The organism is Flaviaestuariibacter flavus (assembly GCF_004337505.1).
GTDB classification, from domain to species: domain Bacteria; phylum Bacteroidota; class Bacteroidia; order Chitinophagales; family Chitinophagaceae; genus Flavisolibacter; species Flavisolibacter flavus.
Window position 1 is genome coordinate 246,597 of the sequence record NZ_SJZI01000008.1, and the last position, 17,636, is coordinate 264,232.

Below are 17,636 nucleotides of genomic sequence, written 5' to 3' on the forward strand. Positions count from 1 at the left end.
ATGATGTCTTACTCCGCAGCCCGGAACCGCGAACGGCTTTACGGGATTGCCGCCGGTGTGGCCCTGGCCGCGCTGCTGCTGTACCGGCTGGCCGTGGTCTTTTCCTATGCACCCGAGCTGATGGGCATCGACAACAACTTCGTGTACGCTGTCACCCGCGGTCTTGCCGGACAAAGTATTTACCCGAACCCCGAAGCTTTTCCTTTCGCCATCAATGTATACGCGCCCCTCTATTTTCAGGTTTGCATTGCCGCGGGCAAGCTGCTGGGCATCGGTGCCGGCGACGGCATCGGGGTATACTGGCTCTGCCGGGCGGTGGCGCTGCTTTGCGATATCAGCAGCTGCGTGCTGCTGTATCGCATCCTGACGCGCGCCCTCGGCCTGCAGGTTGCGCCGGCCCTGCTGGGACTTGCCGGCTTTGCTTCCATCCTCTGCTACCTGGCCTATACCTTCTCCCGTTCCGACGCCCTGTTTGTGACCTGTTATATTGCGCTCATCGCAACTTTTTTCCGGCAGCCGGGAAGCGGCTTTGCACGTTCGGTGCTGGCACCTGCGGCCTTGTGTGTCGCCTGTATTTTCGCCAAGCAAAACGGCATCATCGCCCCTGCGCTCGCCGGGCTGTGGTTCCTGTTTTTCGAACCCCGCAAAACCCCGGCTTTTGTCATCGTCTTCCTGCTGCTTTTTTTCGTTGTCTTCCTGCTTTTTACGCTACTTCCCGGCTATTCATACCTGCTACCAAGCACGGTAACGGGCGTGCGCAACCGTATCGATCCTTCCTGGTTTTATACCGACATTTTCAAACGGCTCGTCAATTCGCAGCTGCTGTTGCCTCTCGTGGCCGGGGGTGTTTTCGCGCTGGGGCTTGCCCGCCGCGACAAACCGGGCCGCTTCTGGGCGCTTTGCTGGGCAGCACAAGCGCTTTTCTCCACGGCGCTGGCCTTCAAATGGGGATCATCACTCGGTTACTATTATGAAAGCCTCGTGCTTTCGATGATCACAGCGATCCTATTCCTGCGCGGCCGGGCGCCGGGCGAGCGGACCCTGTTGCGCAAGTATACGGTGCTGGCGCTCCCGGTGCTCCTCGTGTTCGTGCTTCATGTGCTCGTGGAAGGAGGGCTTTATTACCTGCACCAGCGGGCGGCAAAACGTCAGTACTACGAGGAGCAGGTGGCGGTGACGCAATACCTGCAACGACACCCGGGCACCGGGCATGTTTTCAACCTGCACAATCCCAACCGTGACTTTTTCAAAACCCTGCTGCACCGCGAGCTCGCGGCGCCCACCTTCGACACCATCGACTGCTGCCTGCTGCCCGATGGCAATTTCGATTACAGCGCACTGAAAAGTGAGCTTGCCAATGGCAGCATACGCTACCTGATCCTGCCGAAGGGCGAGGTGCCCACGGCCTTATGGGGTGTGTCGCTGCACGGATACCAAAAAGACACGACGCTATACCGATACGACCTCTATAAATTTACCGGCGTCCCGTTCACGGGTCGCTGAGTTCCCATCAAAAATCGCCGCCTTTGCTCCTGATGCTCCTTGCCTGGATTTACATCACCCTCCTCTGCCGGGGCTGGGGTGCCGGCTTGCGTGCATTGATGAAGGACGCCGGTAAAGAGTGGCTTCCCGATGCGGTCCTCCCCTTTCTCGGGCTTGGGGCGGTGGGTACCGTGGTTGGAATTGCCTCATTGGTGATGCCCCTTGGCGGACCGGGCATTCAGATCCTGTTGGTGACACCGCCCCTGCTGTACTTGTTTTTCCGGCACTCCCGATCAGGCATCCGCCTGCCGGATTTCTCCGCCGAAGCGCGCCCTTACCGGATCGCCTGGCTCGCCTGTGCACTGCTCTTTCTCCTCATGGGCAGCTGGGAGATCACTCACCCCGATACCCTGGCCTATCATACCGCAACTATCCGCTGGATCGAAGGCTACCAGGCGATCCGCGGTCTCGTGCATCTGAATCACCGATTGGGCTACCAGGGGCTTTGGTACCAGCTCTGCGCCGCTTTCAGCTTCCGCTTTGCCGGGGGGCATGCACTCAGCTACCTGCCGCCGGTTTTTGCGCTCTGGTGCGCCGGCTACCTGCTGCACGGCGCCCGTGCGGCCGCGGAAAAGCATAATGCGCTGCCGGCCTTGCTGTGGCTGGGCCTCCTCGCCTACCTTTTGTGCGATTACAATGCCCTGCGCCTCACGGCCGCATCCGCCGGCAACGACCTCGCCGCGGCTGCCTTTGTATGGCTGTCGCTGCATCTTTTCCTGCGCGGGAAAGGAAGTCTCGGTGCCGACCTGGCAGTGACCTTCTTTGCACTGTTCGCCACTGCAATCAAGCTATCGGCAGCACCCGTATTACTACTGCCCCTCCTGCGATCGTTGGCACCAGGCAGGCGCGGCGTTCGCATTGCGGTGGGTGCCTTCTTCGGCATCCTGGTGCTGGGCCCGCTGCTGGTACGCAACATACTTACAACCGGGTACCCGCTTTTCCCTTCGCCCCTTGCCGGTTTTGATGTGGATTGGAAGCTGGCGCCCGAAGCGGCACGTTACGAGCTGCGCTATGTGATGGCCTGGGCACGCAGTCCCTGGCTGCAGACCGGCGCCGAGGTAGAGGCGGTGCTGCACAGCCCGGTGCGGGCCTGGATGCCGCGCTGGTGGGCAGCCCGCAGCGGCGCCGAGCAGGTATTGCTGCTGACGCTGATTCCCTCCTTACCCGTCGCCCTCCTGCGGCTCCGGCGGGGCGCGGACCGGCAACGGCGCGCCGTCGTTTTTGCGGTTGCTTTCCTCGGACTTGTTTATTGGTGGCTGCAGGCACCCGACCCGCGTTTTGGGCTCGGGAGTATCCTGGCTATCATCGCATTGGCCTGGTACCCTTTCGGTGGGGCCCCGGCAGTGCCGCAACGCAGCGTTATCATTGCCTGTGTGCTGCTGACGCTGGGGATTGGGTCCTATTCCGGATACCGCTTCGCACACTACTTCCGACCGGCGCAGTTGCTGCAACCCATCGGTGTGCGCGAAGCAGCCTTTGAAAAGGTCAAATGCCAGGGCGTGGATTTCTACCGGCCCCAATCGGCACAGGACGCCGAGCGCCCGCTGCCGCTGCCTTCCCTGACGCTGCCTTGCAACGCCGTGCGTCTTCGCGGCGCCCGCGTTGAAGAAGGCTTCCGGGCACCCTGATCAGATCTGCTTGCCCCGCATCGCCTTGCCCACGGCCTCGTCCATGAGGCGCTCGGCATAAGGCCGCGAAATATCATTGAGCGCTTCGATGGCACCCTGGATGGCATCCTTGTCGGTGCCGGCGAGCAGGGATTCCAGCCGCGCAATGCCGGCTTCGGTATCCGCCAGTTCCTGCGGGGTAACAAAACCTTCGTTCTTTACCAGGAAGGCGCGCGTGGTTTCAATCAGCAGCCGCCCTTCGGTCTGGGCTTCCACCAGCGCCCGCTGCTGAATGTCGCTCTTCGCATGCTGCAGGGAATCGAGCAGCATCTGTTCTACCTGCTCGTCGCTGAGCCCGTATTGCGGTTTTACTTCGATGGCCTGCTCCACGCCGCTGCGCAGCTCTTTTGCTTTTACCACCAGGATGCCATCGGCATTGATCAGGAAGCTGACTTCCACCTTGGGCAGGCCGGCGGGCATGCCCGGGATGCCGGTGAGGTTGAACTCGGCCAGCTTGCGGTTGTCCTGCACCAGGTCGCGCTCGCCCTGGTAAACGGAGATGCGCATTCCCGACTGACCGTCTTTTTGCGTGGTATACTGGCGACCGGCCTTGGTTGGTATTTTGGCGTTGCGCGGAATGAGCACGTCCATCAGTCCGCCCATGGTTTCGATGCCAAGAGAAAGCGGCGTTACGTCAAGCAGCAGCAGGTCTTTGTTGCGGCCGGAAAGCACATCGGCCTGCAAGGCGGCGCCAAGGGCCACCACTTCGTCGGGGTCCACTTCGTTGTGCACCGGGCGACCGAAAAATTTCGCTACGGCTTCCTTTACCAGCGGCACCCGCGTGGAGCCACCCACCATCACCACTTCGGCAATGTCGGCACCCGTAAGCTCGGCGTCGGCAAGGGCACTGCGGCAGCTTTCGATGGTGCGGTTCACCAGGGGCGCGATGAGCTCTTCGAAAACTTTTCGGTTAAGCGTTACCGGTTGATCGCCGATGGTGCCGCTCCAGGCCTCTTCGCTGCTCAGTGCCTTTTTGGCTTCCTCGGCGGCAAGCCGCAGTTGCTGGGCCAGGGATTTGTCGGCCTCCAGTGCAGCCTCGCTGATGCCGAGGGCTTCCATCCAGTGGTGCAGGATGGCACGGTCAAAGTCGTCGCCGCCGAGATAGGTATCGCCATGGGTGGAGAGCACTTCAAACACGCCGCCTGAAATACGGAGGATGGAAATATCAAAAGTGCCGCCGCCGAGGTCGTATACCGCCACCACTTTTTCTTCCTCGCGGCTCAGCCCGATGCCGTAGGCAAGGCTGGCGGCGGTCGGCTCGTTGACGATGCGGAGCACGTCGAGTCCCGCCAGACGGCCGGCGTCGCGCGTGGCCTGCCGCTGAGCGTCGTTGAAATAGGCCGGCACGGTGATCACGGCTTTGTTGACCGGCGTTTTGAGAATATGCTCGGCCCGCTCCTTCAGCGCTTTCAGGATGAAGGAAGAGAGCTCGATCGGTGTATAAAATTTACCATTCACGGCCACCTTCACCAGGTTGTCGGTGCCGTCGTCGATGATATCATAGGAGAAATATTTTGCGGCCGGGGCCACGTCCTTATAGGATTTGCCCATGAGACGCTTCACCGAAAAGATGGTATTGTGCGGCTCCGTCACGAGGTACTGGCGGGCTTCGTCGCCCACCGAAACGGTGCCGCCGGGGCCGAAGTGCACGATGGACGGCACCAGCCGCGAATTGTCGAACTCGCGGAGCACCGCCGGCTTGCCGGTGGCGGGGTGAATGATGGCAATGAGGCTGTTGGTGGTGCCGAGATCGATGCCGACGATCATCTCTTCCTGCTGCAGCGAGCCCGTGCTCATATTAATCGAAATCTTGGCCATAGCCGGCAAAGGTAGCGAGAGAATGTGCTAATGGGGTAATAGGGTAATGGGATAATGAGGTAATAGGTTGCTTCGCGGGCATAGCGATGAAAAACCCGCTCCTGGCGGAGCGGGCTTTTCAGGAATTATCGGCTCCCTTCTCTCCCGGGGAAGGGTTGGAGATGGGTGTCTATCGCATCAGGTACATCTTGCCGTAGCCTTTGTTGAAGTACTTGTCGGTCTTCTCGTTCTTGTTGGTGAACTTATCCAGCGACTGGCCGTTGAGATTGGTCACCACGCGGTAGAGGTAGACGCCGTTGGCGAGCTTCTGCCCGTACTGGTCGGTGCCGTCCCATTTGAACTCGGTGATATTGGAGCCGATCCGCAAGGGACCCAGTTCTTCCTTCGTGATCTCGCGCACCACCTTACCGGTGATGGTCAGGATCTGTATGCGGATGTTCTGCGGCACCTCCGAGCCGGTGATCGTAAACACAAAGGCCGTGGAAGTGGTGAAGGGGTTGGGATAATTGAGCATGTTGGAGATCATCGGCTTGTTGATCACCGTGAATTTCACCTTGTAGTCCATCCGGCCGGCGGTATTGCCGCTCTTGTCCTTGCCGGTGACGATGAGTGTGTACTCACCATCTTCCGTGAAGCCGGGGCGGAAGCGCACCGTGGCCTGGTTGTCGCCGGCGCCCGCCGTTGCCGGCTCAAAGCGCAGGGTGTCGCTGTTGAAGCTGTAGGTGCGCACATCGTTCGAGGTGGGCCCTACTACCTGCACCGAAATGAGCGAGGTGTCGTCGAGCAGGCGGTACCGCGATTCGTCTTTCAGCACAATGTCGATCGAAGGCTTCGCAGACACGATATCGCCGTCCATGATATGGTGATTGTCGAAGGTGACGTCGAGCAGCGGGTTGAGCGAGTCGCCGCGCACATAGAAGTTCTTGAAGATAAAGTTGTTGAAGTGATACAGCTCCGGCTGGTCGTTGTCGGGGTTCACATCCACGTACAGCGTATTGGTACCCACCAGGCGGCGGCTGTCGATGGGCACCTGCACCGTAATGGTGTCGCCGGCTACGAGCGGCTTATAGCGGCCGAGCGGAATGGTACGCGCCACGTTCGACTGGTCGGTGACCACGGCCTTTACCCGGAGGCTGTCGAAGGCCACGTCGCTGATGTTCTTGAAGGCCATCTTCAGGGTGATGGGCTCACCTACGTCGAAGGTATCCTTCATCTGGAACAACAGGTTGGGTGCCACCGCCCCTTCGGCCTTCGGCGAATAGAGCAGGCGCCAGTATTTGAGCTGCCAGGGTGTATAATGCGCGGTATCCTTCGTGTTGAGTTGCAAACTGAGATAGGGATAGGTTGCCGCCGATACCGAGGAGATATCGATATCGTTCTGACCCGGGCGGATGCCGCTCATCAGCGTATCGACGGTACCGTTGCCGCGGATTCCGAGCAGACTCAGCGTCACCGAATCGGTGCGCGGCGTTTCCAGGGAGGCACCGTCCCAAAGGAGGCGCTTCCAGGCCGCGGCGGGTCCGAACTGGGGAGAAGTAACGGTGCCCATCGAATCCGGCGTGTGCGGAATGGCGGTGAACGTGATCGGCTCACTGGGCACCGATTGCACGTAATACACCGGCGGCATCACGGAGGCGCGGTCCTTCTTGAAGATGATGGCGTAGCCGCGCGGCCGGTTGATCGAATCAAGCGTCAGGAAGCCCTGGTTGTACAGGCGGTGGTACAGCGAGTTGCCGGAGCCGTAAAGCAGGGTGTCGGCTTTCCATGCGTCCACGTAGGTGTTGGTAGTGGGGCTGGCCGCGCTGCGCATGATCACGTAGTCGCCTGCGGGCACCCGGTCGATGAAGTCCATCGCCGCCTTCCGCTGCGCAGCCGAGTTGAGCATGAAAAGGAAGTTGTAGCGCTGTCCGGAATTGCAAAGCGCGTTACTGCCGTAGAGGCCACCGGTGGGCGTCGTCTGGTTGAGCCAGGGACGGAAGGAGTTGGAGTCGATGACGTTGAAGATCAGCTGGTCGTACAGGCAGCCCGGCCCGAAGGTGGGGATGCCGTCCACACTCACCGTATAGAAGTTTGCCTGCCCCGATGTATTGGGATAAAGGCCGTGGCGCAGGAAGATCTCGTGCGTCACTTCGTTGAACCGGAAGCGGCGGGTCACTGTATCCATGTGCATCCGCTGGTAGGTGGAATGCAGGTTCTGGTAATAGTGCGACTGGTTGAAGCCCGAGTCGTTGCCCGGGATATAAATGAACGAAGAGTTGGACCATTTCTGATCGCCGCTGTTCGCCACCTCCGCCACACGCCAGTAATACACCGTGCTGTCGCGGAAAGAAATCGTGGGCTGGAACTCGAGGATGCCACCCGGCGAGGTCAGGTTGGTAGTGACCTTCAGCGCCGAGTTGAACCGCTCGGTGGTATCGATCTCCATCCGGTACGCCCGGTTGGAAGCGAAGGGATTCGCCGTCGATGCCACGAAGCGGATATTCTGCCGGTTAACGATTGCAAAATTATACGGGTACACCGGCCGGGCTTCGTCCTCGTAGATGAACAGGTCTTTGGTTACGGAGTTATTGTTCTCGTAGATCTCGTCGGTCGTATTGTCCGGGTCGATGGTAACGGTAATACGGTTGAGCCCTTTGTCGCGGTTGGGGTCAATGGCGATGTCGATACCGACCGAATCGATATACCGTATGCCCGGAAGGGTGTCCCGATAGATTATTTGGGAATTGCCGGCAGGAAAGGTTCGCTTTACCTCAATCACTACGGGCTGGTTGATGGCGCGCCCAATATTGAGGGCCTGCGCGGTGAGGTGGAAAGAGTTGTCGGCAACCGACACAAACCCGGGCGACACGCGCACCAGCGGGTCTTCGATCACGTAGTCCGGCTTGGGATGCGGGTTGAGGCGCAGGGCCGGGTCGCCGTTGAGATTCGATTCTTCGGCCGTGGCACGGGCATAGAAGTCGCCTTCATTATAAACCGCGAACATATCGGCTACTGCCGACATCATGATCTCCCCGATCGTGTGCCCGTAGTTTTTCACTCCCAGGTTGTAATACAGCGGACGCGAGAGGTTCTGCAGGTAATCGGTAATGCCGAAGTGGCTCGATGCGATAAAGCCAATGGAGCCGCGGTTGGGCGCCATGGTGTATTGTTCCGAGATCGTTTCCAGGGCCGAAAGGCGCGCTGTGGAGAAATTGTACACGTTGCCTACGTTGCAGCCAAGGGCCACGAACAGCGGGTATTTGCCCGGGTTGTTATACTGGTCGGGGTTATTGAGGTTGTATTCGAGGTGGCTGGCGGCCGAGTGACCGAAATAGGTAATGAGGGAAATACCTTCAGCGAAGAGGCGGTCGAGCTCGCCGTTGTTGATCTGCTCCACCGTATTGGGACTGTTCTTGATGAAGGTGGTTACCTTGGCGCCGAAGAACGTATCGCTGATGATGGTTTTTAGCTGGTTGAGATATGTGGAAAGCGTGCTGAGCAGCTGGGGCTCGGTGGAGCCGGCGAGGTGCACCACGTTCTTCATCCAGGCCTTGCTGGCGATCAGGGGCGAAGGGGTGCGCTGGTTCAGCTCAAACTGCTTCACCTTGGCCAGGTATACGGCAAGCTCCGCCGGGTTCACCACCGACAGGCGGCCTACCGGCGTACGGGGCTGGCTGGAGCCGGGTTCGGCCGTAAGCAGGTTATCGGAAGCCGGATTGCCAAACGTAGGAACGAGGTTCACGCGCGGCAACAGCGGGTTCGCTTCATTTCCGCGGGCCTGGTTATACACCACGCCTTTACCGATCAGGAAGACATGTTTAGGAGCAACATTGAAACGGTTACGTGCAAAGCGGGCGAAGTTGACAATTGCGATCGGGTGGTTTTTGATACCAAAGGCGAATTGGTCCGCAAGGTCTTCAAACCAAAAAATCTTAGCATTGTAACTGCCCCCGTCTGCTGAAGCCCGGTAGGCGCGGTATTCTTCGAGCGGATTGCTGCCGTTGGCACCGGCAGCCAGGATAGGGTTAGAGATGATCAGGTAGTCTGCCTGAGCCTGCATGTAATCGGTAAATGTGCGGGTCTGCAGGGCCGTAATCGGGGAAACGGTAGAACCATCGCCACGTACGAGTACGAGGTTATGATCGGTGGCAGACGGCGGCAGCACAAAACGGAACTGGCCGGCAACGTCGGTATTAGCTACCAGGCGAAGGCCGTTGGTGAGGTCGTAAAGTACCGGCGCGGCGGTGCCGGCGCTGAAGTTGGTGATCTGCAGGTACTGGCCCACGGCGGTAGCGGGCAGGCTGAATTCAAAGGTCGTAGCCGCGCCGAAGTTAAAAAGGCGCGGGTAGGTCAGCTCGTAGCGGTGCACCACCATACGGTCGTTGGCAACAGACGTGATATTGGTGATGTTGAGATTGGCCGTTCCGCCCGCGATGGTGCTCATCTCGAAGCGGTTGCTGTCAACAAGCTCGTTGAAGAAGTTCACCGGGCCGCCGAGCACGGAGTCTCCGTTTACGGTAAGGCGGTAGTTTCGGGGGTTGGTGGCATTACCGGCAATTGCCGCCACCAGCAGCGGCTTGGGGGCACCCGCGCCGGTATAGGGAAAGAGACCGGAAAACGACCAGGGCATCGTATTGCCCGTGGTGATATATCCGGTGGTCCAGCCTTCGCCGCGGTCGTAGCTCGACGAATACATGTAGTCGCCCACGTTCACGGCGTAACCCTGGTTCATCAGGTCTTTGAAGTATTTGCCGGCGGTGTACAGGAACCAGGGCTCCGGAGCAAGCGTTGTGCCGTTGACGTTGTTGGCCGTGGTGGCCAGGCGTTTGTTGGCACCTGCGTTGACCGTCAGAAAGTAGGTGGCGGTATCGGTCTCCAGGCTCCACCTGTTATTCAGTTGATAGCGACGCTCGCGGTACAGCAAGCTGTCGGGACCGCCGTCATTCATGAGTCCCCAGAACTCGATATAGTCGCTGCCACTCAGGGGGCCGCTGGCTACGGAAGTGTAGAGCGGCACCTCTACGCCGTTACGCCACAGCTGGAACTGCTGGGCGGGTACGCCGCCGAGGCCAGCCGTCTGCAGGGTCGCCTGCGGGATGCGGTAGAGGCCCGTAGCTCCTACCTTGAACTTATAATAGGTTTTGCTGTAGTCAATCCACTCGTTGTAGTAGTTCTGCCCCCGGGCCGCGAGGCCGGCCAGAAGCAGCAAGCAGAAGAGAAGCTTTTTCATGTGCAGGGTATTTGGTGGATTATTTGCCTTTGCGCTTTTTGTCATTCACGAGGTCAAGCTGCAGCGAAAACACGTGGGTGTAGAGTGCGCTGCTCTGGTTGGCCAGGTTGGTAAAGGCATAATCGATCCGGACGTTCTGAAGGCGGAAGCCGGCGCCAAGGCTCGGCTGATAGATCCAGACTTTTTTCTGGTTGAAGGTATCCTTGTCGGAAAGGGCACGCTGGAAGTTGTTGACACCGGCGCGGAGGAAAAGCGTCTGGTTGATATTGGCTTCGACGCCGATGCGCGGGTCCACGTTCACGGCGGAAGAAGAGATCACCGTATTGCGCTGCCCGTCGAAGGTGAGGTCGAAGTTGGCCTCGGCCAGGAGGCCCACCTTGTTGCCCAGCTTGAAGTCGCGGCCCACACCCAGCACCACGCGGGGAGCGGTCATCTCGGTGGAGCGCACCGGGATGTCGTTGTTGGTGAGGTAGAGCGCCTCCTTTTCCTTGTCGGAGAAAGAGAAGGACCAGGTGTTGAAAGTGGTGGTGATGTCGCGGCCCACGAGCCCGAGGCGCCACTTTTTAACCTGCATCTGCAGGCCGGCGTCGATGCCGAAGCCCCAGGCTTTGGCAAAGGAACCCACGCTGCGGTGGATCACCTTGGCGTTGAGGCCCACCTGCATCTTGCGGTTGCCGTGGTCTTTGAGTTTTTGTGCAAGCGAAAACAGGAAGCCGTAGTCGGCCGAAGAAAACGACCGGACATTATTGTAGTTGATACTGCCGTCGGGTTCTACCAGGAAGAGCGTGTTGGGAATGTCGTCGACACCAAAGCGGAGGGCCGTGACGCCCAGGGTGCGCCGGCCGCCGTTCAGCGGTGTGGCAAATGAGAGGTAGTCGTACTTGCCGATGCCCGAAAAATACTCGGCGTGCATGGCGTTGATATTGGTGCGCTCCACGAAGGCAAGCCCGGCGGGGTTCCAGTAGCCGGCAGTGCCGTCGCTGGCAGAAGCCACCTGGGCCGAACCCATGGCCAGCCCGCGGGCACCGACACCGATATTGAGGAACTCGTTGGAATACTTGCGGAACTGCGCCTGAACGGCAGAGCTCAACAGCAGGGCACCGCAGATGAATACACGGGAGAGGGTCATTCGGACGATTTTCAGGTCTTCAATAGTTTTGGAAATGTTCGCGAAGCGGTCAGACTTCACCTCAACAAATGTACTCCATTTAAGGAATTATACTCATCCGGAACGCCGAACAGGACCAAAACCACGGTTAATGATGACCTAAGGGATCAAATGGCATGCCGGGACGCAGAGCACGATCTCAGATCTCGGATCTCGAATCTCGGATCCGGAGCCATTTTCCGGAAGCAGGAAGGCACGGTAACTACCAATGAGCATGCTCAAATCTGAGATCTGAGATCCGGAGCTTATTTTTGCCGGCTCAAACGCTTTCATAATGAATCTGATCGACGAGCTGCGCTGGCGGGGCATGATCCAGGACATCATGCCGGGAACCGAAGAACAACTGAAGAAGGAACCGACGGCCGTTTATATCGGGTTCGACCCCACCGCCGACTCGCTGCACATCGGCTCCCTGGTACCTATCCTGCTGCTGGTGCACCTGCAGCGCGCCGGCCACAAGCCCGTGGCCCTCGTGGGCGGCGCCACCGGCATGATCGGCGACCCCAGCTTTAAGAGTGCCGAGCGCCACCTGCTGGATGAGGAAACCCTCCAGCACAACGTGGCCGGCATCCGCCGCCAGCTGGAAAAATTCCTCGACTTCAGCAACGGCCGCGCCGAGCTCGTCAATAACTACGACTGGTTCAAGGGTATCGATTTCCTCAGCTTTATCCGCGACGTGGGTAAGCATATCTCCATCAACTACATGATGAGTAAGGATTCGGTGCGCAAGCGCCTGGAGAGCGATACCGGGATTTCGTTCACCGAATTCACCTACCAGCTCATCCAGGGCTACGACTTCTACTGGCTCTACCAGAATAAAGCCTGCAAGGTCCAGGCCGGTGGCTCCGACCAGTGGGGGAATATCACTACCGGCACCGAGCTCATCCGCCGCAAGGCCGGTGGCGAGGCCTTCGCCTTCACCTGCCCGCTGATCAAGAAAGCGGACGGCACCAAGTTCGGCAAGACCGAGCAGGGCAACGTGTGGCTCGATCCCGAAAAAACGAGCCCCTACCAGTTTTATCAGTTCTGGCTCAACGCCACCGATACCGACGCCGAGAACTGGATCAAGATCTTCACCTTCCTCGATGAGGCCACCATCGAAGGCATTGTTGCCGCCCACCGCGCCGACCCCGGCAAGCGCCTCCTGCAGAAGCGCCTCGCCGAAGAACTCACGGTTTTCGTGCACGGCCAAATTGAGCTCGAAAAAGCACTGGAAACGACGCAGAAGCTGTTCACCAATGCGAGCGCCCCCGCGGAAAGCCTTTCGGTGGAAGACCTCGAAGGCCTGGAAGGCATCGTCAAGATCGATTACGAGCGCGCCAAAATTGCGGAAGGCGTCGACGTGGTCAGCTTCCTCGCCGAAACCGGAATCTTCCCCAGCAAGGGCGAGGCCCGCAAGCTGGTGCAGGGCGGCGGCGTGAGCATCAACCGCAACAAGGTAGCCGACCCGGCCCACCGCCTCGAAGCCTCCTTCCTGCTGCACAACCAGTTCCTGCTGGTAAACAAGGGCAAGAAAAATGTCTTCCTCGTTCGCTGCGCCGGCTAAGGTTTTATAAATCTGATACGGAAAGCACCCCCACCCGGGTGCTTTTTTATGCGGCCGCCTGAGTAGCTTCGCCCCATGAAGCTGTTCCGAATCGCCTTGCTCCTGCTGCTTGGCCTGCCCGCCGGCGCGCAACCAGTTCAACTCCTCGTAGGCACCTACACCCGCACCCCGGGCCGGGCCGGGATCTTCATTTACCGTTTCGACCCGCAAAGCCTGGAGGCGACGGCAACTGATTCGGCGATGACAGTAAACCCTTCCTACCTGGCGCCGGGCGCGGATGGGAAATACGTTTACGCCGTCAGCGAGCAGGGCGGCGGCAAGGGCGCAGTGCGGGCCTACCGCCTGCGCAAAGGGCGGTTGGAATTCATCAACGAAGTACCTTCTGGCGGCGACGCACCCTGTTATATTACGGTAGACCGCAAGGGGCGGAACGTCATCGCCGGCAACTACAGCGGGGGCAACCTCGCTCTTTTTGCCACGGCGCCCGACGGCGGCCTGGTGCCCTTCGAGTACATCTACAAACACAATGGCTCCGGGCCCCATGCGGCGCGTCAGGAAGGGCCGCATGTACACAGCACCAACCTGAGCCCCGACGAACGCTACCTGCTCGCCGCCGACCTCGGCACCGACCGTATTATTACTTATTCGGTGTCGGCGCGGCAACACCGCCTCGCGCCTACCGACAAGTTGCTGCAGCTGCGGCGCGGTACGGGTCCGCGGCAACTCGAATTTCATCCCAACGGGAAATGGGTATACATCGTGCAGGAACTTAGCGGCGACATCACCGCCTGCACCTACGACAACGGCATGCTGAAGCCGTTCCAGGAAATCAGCCTTCTCCCCGACGCCGGCACGCCCGCCAGCAGCGCCGACATCCACGTGTCGCCCGACGGACGTTTTGTGTACGCCACCAACCGCAACCCCAGCAACCACATCGCCATCTTTGCCATCGGTACCGACGGCTCACTGACGGCGACTGGGCATGTGCCTACGGGCGGCAAGGTGCCGCGCAACTTCATATTTACACCCGGCGGCGAGCTCCTGCTCGTAGCCAACCAGGACAGCGACAACATCAGCATTTTCAAAGTAGACAAGGGGAGCGGCGGACTCACGGATACGGGCAAACGAATTGCGGCGCCCGCGCCGGTCTGCCTTAAATGGCTTCCCCGTCAGCGTTGACCTTCTATCACGAACGTGTACGTGCTAGGTGAGCCGACCCTGTGATTCAGCTCGGGTCGGGGATGTCCGCTTCGTCCATAAAAATCAGTTTTCCCTGCGCCCGCCCCTGCGTCACCATCTCGTCGGCGCCGGCCGACGGACCGCCGATGCGCAGCACGGCATCGCAATGCCGGATCAGCCGGATCGCGGAGGGGTGAAAGATCTCGTTGAAAACAGCATCGCCGTTCGCTTTGGATCCGGCGGCTTCCAGCAGCGGGAGCGCCAGCCATTCGCCGAGCACAGGCAGGTGCCCGCGGCGGTAAAGCCGCAGGGCGCAGTCGGTCATGGCTTTTACATTCGCATGGATCTTCTCCGGGTCGTCGTTGGTGCCGGAGCGGTATGGGCCGGCTACTAAAATCATCAGGGACATAAGCTGTGAATAGGAAGGGAAAATAGGCTATTCTACTTCCATGTCAGCTATCGTTTGCACGGACCGGCACCGTCGGCGCATCAAGCGGCGGTGTTGGTGCATCAGTTTTTCACGGCTATCGATGCCCGCAAAAGCCTGCAGGTGCCCTTTCCCGGAAATCACCAGGAAAAGCCGGGAATTTTCCCAGAAAATCATGGGAAAAACAACAGGGAATTCTTTGCCCGGCGGCGTCACTTTACTTCATGCAAATCATCATCAACAGCGCCTTATACCTGCACGTGCTCTTTTCGGTAAAATACAGGGAGGCCCTGATCGCTCCCGAGTGGATGGATCATCTCCACGACGAGTTCGAGGACTTGCTCCTGTTCCAGCAATGTGTGCCTTTCGCCATGGGTGGTACTTCCGATCATGTGCATCTTCTTTTCGACCAGTACCCGCTCCTGGCCCTGGATGACCTCCTGAACGACCTGAAAAGAAGGACCGCCCGCTGGATCAACGACCAGAGCCTCACGGATGTCCCTTTTGAATGGCAGGACGGCTATGCCTGCTTTGGAACGGATGCCGAAGGTGTGAAAGAACTCAGGCGTTATATCGCCCGCCAGGCGGAGATCCACGACTCTCTTTCCTACCGTGATGAATTCCGGCAGCTGCTGATTGAGCAGGAAATCGACTTCGAGGAGCGCGGATTGCCGCATGATCCGGAATGATCCGCGCGCATTACCGTAGAAATACAGAACGAAGCGCGGCTACCAGGAATGCAGGATCGTGCGCAGCCTTGTCCACAACTCGTTGTCGAAGCCGGAAGGGCCCAGCGCGGCCGGGCCTGCCGACTCACCGAGCCGGATCACCACCAGGCTTTGCGCCGGCGACACGTAAATCTTCTGGTCGTTCTTGCCCAGGGCCGCAAACAGGTCGGCAGGCGCACTGGCGACCAGGGGGCCGGGGAATACGGTCTGCGATTGCGGCACCATCGCGGTGCTCTTGCCGTTAAGCCAGGTAAGGTAGCCGTACGACAGGTTGAGCGACTGCGAGCTGGACACCTGTGCGTTGAACCAGGAGCTGTCTACCAGCGCATCGCCGGCCCAGTTGCCCCGGTTGAGGAGCAGCAGGCCAAAGCGGGCCATGCTGCGGGCATTGCTGTAGTAGATCTCGTTGTAGCCACTCATAACCCAGACGCCACCCATGCCGGTACGGTTCTTCACCTTCGCCGTCCACCAGGCGTTGTAGGACTGCCCGGTGGCACTTTCCAGCACGTTGTGCAGCTTGGTGTGGGCGCCGTTGTGATAGGCCCAGCGGGTGCCGGCGTCGGCTTTGTACTGGAGGCAGGCCGGCGTGGTGCATTCGTCGTCGGCAACGCCGTCGTCGAGGCCTGAGGTCATGGTCAGCAGGTGACGGACCGTGATCGCGTTTTCCTTGGCCAGGGGTGCTGATGTCCACCCGGTGCCGATATACTGCGACACCCGGTCGTTGATATTCACCCGGCCTTCCTTCACCGCGATCCCGGTGAGCAGGGCCGTGGCCGTTTTACCGGCCGAAGCCCAGTACCAGAGCGAGTCGGCGGTGAACGTTCCGAAGTATTTCTCATACGCAATGCGTCCCTGCTTCAGGATGATAAATGCCTTGGTGTTTTTCGATTGCAGCCAGGGCGCCAGTGTATTCAGGGATGCTGTATCCCAGCCCTCGAGCCGCGGGTCGGCAGCATCCCAGTTAGTGCCGGTAGCGGGCGGAAAATAAAGTGCGCCGGTGCCGGGCGTGGTGAGCACTACGCGGTTATTGGTATCGTCGGTGGCGGGTTTCTTGCAGGCGGCAAAAAACAGCAGCGTTGCGAACAGTAGCGGCAATCGGTTCATAAGCATGGTGGTTGAGACAGGGTAGGTTGCGGCAGGTTTAATTCTTCGGGGCAATATACACAAAGCCGAATCGGCGGGCATCCTCCCCGATCGCCTCCAGCCCCACGGCGACGCGGCGTGTATTGCGTATGACGGAGAAATGGGTTAAACTGTCCATACACCCCGGTACCGGAAAGGATCAGCGCAAAAAGTAACAGGGCTTTCATCTGCGAAAGTTACCGGCTTCAGTACGGGCACCAAAGCTCCGGAATGCAAAAAGCAGCCCCGAAAGACTGCTTTTCCAAATAGGATAAATACGGTTATGACTACTCCACCGGCACCTGCTTCTTGATCAGCGCGCCTTCGCGGGCTTCCATCAGGAAGGTGCGCTCACGCACAAGGTAGCCGTTGCCTTTCTCGCAGAGGTGCACCTTGAGATTTTCGAGCGAGATGGGGTTGCCGTCGGGGATGTCGGCAATGTTTGAGTGGCGGATGTCGTGCCCGTCGAGGATCATCACAAGACCCGAGCCGATGGCTTCCATTTTGTTACCGTCGGTGATGAGCATGCCGGTGTCTTCGCCAAGCCCGATACCGATGCAGCCGGGGTTGGTGGCCACCGCCTGGGCGAGGCGCCCGAAGCGGCCGCGCTTTTCAAAGTGCGAATCGATGATGACGTTGTCGATAAAGCCGAGACCGGTGCTGATCTTGACCTCGCCCTTCAGGTGGGCCTTGGCGGCGTTGCCTTCGTAGATCATGGTGCGGCTCATGGCCATCGCGCCCGCCGACGTGCCGGCGATGATGAAGTGCTCGCTCCGGTAGCGGTTGAGCAGGATATTGTGAAACTGGGTGCCGCCGAAGGTGGTGGACAGGCGCAGCTGGTTGCCGCCGCTGAACATGATGGCGTCGCAGTTGAGCAGGCGGTCGAGGTACTCCTGCACCTGGGCATCGGCGCGGTCGCGGATGCGCATCACGCCCACATTGGTGCAGCCGATCTTGCCGAAGGCATTGAGGTAATTGGCGCCCACTTCGTCGGGGATCATGGAGGCCGTGGTCACCACCTCGATGCGGGCGTCGGTGCCTCCGGCCTCCTCCACGATGCGGCGGAGGATGCCCAGCTCAAAAAAGTTGAGGTTGTTGCGGAGGATCTCTCCTTTTTCCAGGTCGGTGCCCTTGTCTTCGGCACCGCCCACAGCGATCAGTTTTCCTTTAGGATAGAGGTGGGTCATTGGATGTATCAGATTAATGGCTCGACCCATCCCCCAACCCCTT

General features: G+C 59.5%; 11 protein-coding genes. 5 read left to right on the forward strand and 6 right to left on the reverse strand.

Features of this window, described 5'->3' with window-relative positions; translation table 11 throughout:
* The gene (locus tag EPD60_RS05410; protein WP_131447629.1) at positions 1 to 1,503 is read left to right on the forward strand and encodes a hypothetical protein; all 1,503 of its coding nucleotides are present in this window, start codon (positions 1 to 3) and stop codon (positions 1,501 to 1,503) included.
* A gap of 32 nt (positions 1,504 to 1,535) precedes the next feature.
* A complete protein-coding gene (locus EPD60_RS05415) occupies positions 1,536 to 3,170 on the forward strand; it encodes an LIC_10190 family membrane protein (protein WP_394346034.1) in 1,635 nt (544 codons plus the stop codon).
* Here EPD60_RS05415 and hscA read toward each other — a convergent pair whose 3' ends face one another.
* The 3 genes from hscA to EPD60_RS05430 form a co-directional block, all read right to left on the reverse strand.
* Positions 3,171 to 5,027 carry a Fe-S protein assembly chaperone HscA gene (hscA, locus tag EPD60_RS05420; RefSeq protein WP_131447633.1) on the reverse strand — a complete coding sequence of 619 codons (1,857 nt, stop codon included), beginning with the start codon at positions 5,025 to 5,027 and terminating at the stop codon, positions 3,171 to 3,173.
* Between the two features lie 169 nt (positions 5,028 to 5,196).
* Positions 5,197 to 10,236, reverse strand: coding sequence for a putative type IX secretion system sortase PorU2 (gene porU2 / locus EPD60_RS05425; RefSeq protein ID WP_165871421.1), 5,040 nt, complete (start codon positions 10,234 to 10,236; stop codon positions 5,197 to 5,199).
* A gap of 19 nt (positions 10,237 to 10,255) precedes the next feature.
* Positions 10,256 to 11,365: a putative type IX sorting system protein PorV2 gene (locus EPD60_RS05430; protein WP_131447637.1), complete on the reverse strand. Its 1,110-nt coding sequence runs from the start codon at positions 11,363 to 11,365 to the stop codon at positions 10,256 to 10,258.
* 313 nt (positions 11,366 to 11,678) lie between these two features.
* Here EPD60_RS05430 and tyrS point away from each other — a divergent pair, with 313 nt between their 5' ends.
* Together tyrS and EPD60_RS05440 are read left to right on the forward strand one after the other, a co-directional pair.
* Positions 11,679 to 12,950: a tyrosine--tRNA ligase gene (gene tyrS, locus EPD60_RS05435; RefSeq protein ID WP_131447639.1), complete on the forward strand. Its 1,272-nt coding sequence runs from the start codon at positions 11,679 to 11,681 to the stop codon at positions 12,948 to 12,950.
* A gap of 75 nt (positions 12,951 to 13,025) precedes the next feature.
* Positions 13,026 to 14,129: a lactonase family protein gene (locus tag EPD60_RS05440; protein ID WP_131447641.1), complete on the forward strand. Its 1,104-nt coding sequence runs from the start codon at positions 13,026 to 13,028 to the stop codon at positions 14,127 to 14,129.
* Positions 14,130 to 14,175: 46 nt separating this feature from the next.
* Here the strand turns inward: EPD60_RS05440 and EPD60_RS05445 are convergent, their stop codons facing one another.
* Positions 14,176 to 14,538 carry a DUF4406 domain-containing protein gene (locus EPD60_RS05445; RefSeq protein WP_131447643.1) on the reverse strand — a complete coding sequence of 121 codons (363 nt, stop codon included), beginning with the start codon at positions 14,536 to 14,538 and terminating at the stop codon, positions 14,176 to 14,178.
* 242 nt (positions 14,539 to 14,780) lie between these two features.
* Here EPD60_RS05445 and EPD60_RS05450 point away from each other — a divergent pair, with 242 nt between their 5' ends.
* Positions 14,781 to 15,245, forward strand: coding sequence for a transposase (locus EPD60_RS05450; RefSeq protein WP_131447645.1), 465 nt, complete (start codon positions 14,781 to 14,783; stop codon positions 15,243 to 15,245).
* Between the two features lie 39 nt (positions 15,246 to 15,284).
* Here EPD60_RS05450 and EPD60_RS05455 read toward each other — a convergent pair whose 3' ends face one another.
* Positions 15,285 to 16,388: a serine hydrolase domain-containing protein gene (locus tag EPD60_RS05455; protein WP_131447647.1), complete on the reverse strand. Its 1,104-nt coding sequence runs from the start codon at positions 16,386 to 16,388 to the stop codon at positions 15,285 to 15,287.
* Positions 16,389 to 16,693: 305 nt separating this feature from the next.
* Positions 16,694 to 17,593 carry a cyanophycinase gene (locus EPD60_RS05460; RefSeq protein ID WP_131447649.1) on the reverse strand — a complete coding sequence of 300 codons (900 nt, stop codon included), beginning with the start codon at positions 17,591 to 17,593 and terminating at the stop codon, positions 16,694 to 16,696.
* Positions 17,594 to 17,636 lie beyond the last annotated feature (43 nt).

What these genes read in the sequence shown, in the direction of transcription:
- EPD60_RS05410 (WP_131447629.1), top strand. Translation starts at nt 1, where the DNA reads ATGATGTCTTACTCCGCAGCCCGGAACCGCGAACGGCTTTACGGGATT.
- EPD60_RS05415 (WP_394346034.1), top strand. Translation starts at nt 1,536, where the DNA reads ATGCTCCTTGCCTGGATTTACATCACCCTCCTCTGCCGGGGCTGGGGT.
- hscA (WP_131447633.1), bottom strand. Translation starts at nt 5,027, where the DNA reads ATGGCCAAGATTTCGATTAATATGAGCACGGGCTCGCTGCAGCAGGAA.
- porU2 (WP_165871421.1), bottom strand. Translation starts at nt 10,236, where the DNA reads ATGAAAAAGCTTCTCTTCTGCTTGCTGCTTCTGGCCGGCCTCGCGGCC.
- EPD60_RS05430 (WP_131447637.1), bottom strand. Translation starts at nt 11,365, where the DNA reads ATGACCCTCTCCCGTGTATTCATCTGCGGTGCCCTGCTGTTGAGCTCT.
- tyrS (WP_131447639.1), top strand. Translation starts at nt 11,679, where the DNA reads ATGAATCTGATCGACGAGCTGCGCTGGCGGGGCATGATCCAGGACATC.
- EPD60_RS05440 (WP_131447641.1), top strand. Translation starts at nt 13,026, where the DNA reads ATGAAGCTGTTCCGAATCGCCTTGCTCCTGCTGCTTGGCCTGCCCGCC.
- EPD60_RS05445 (WP_131447643.1), bottom strand. Translation starts at nt 14,538, where the DNA reads ATGTCCCTGATGATTTTAGTAGCCGGCCCATACCGCTCCGGCACCAAC.
- EPD60_RS05450 (WP_131447645.1), top strand. Translation starts at nt 14,781, where the DNA reads ATGCAAATCATCATCAACAGCGCCTTATACCTGCACGTGCTCTTTTCG.
- EPD60_RS05455 (WP_131447647.1), bottom strand. Translation starts at nt 16,388, where the DNA reads ATGAACCGATTGCCGCTACTGTTCGCAACGCTGCTGTTTTTTGCCGCC.
- EPD60_RS05460 (WP_131447649.1), bottom strand. Translation starts at nt 17,593, where the DNA reads ATGACCCACCTCTATCCTAAAGGAAAACTGATCGCTGTGGGCGGTGCC.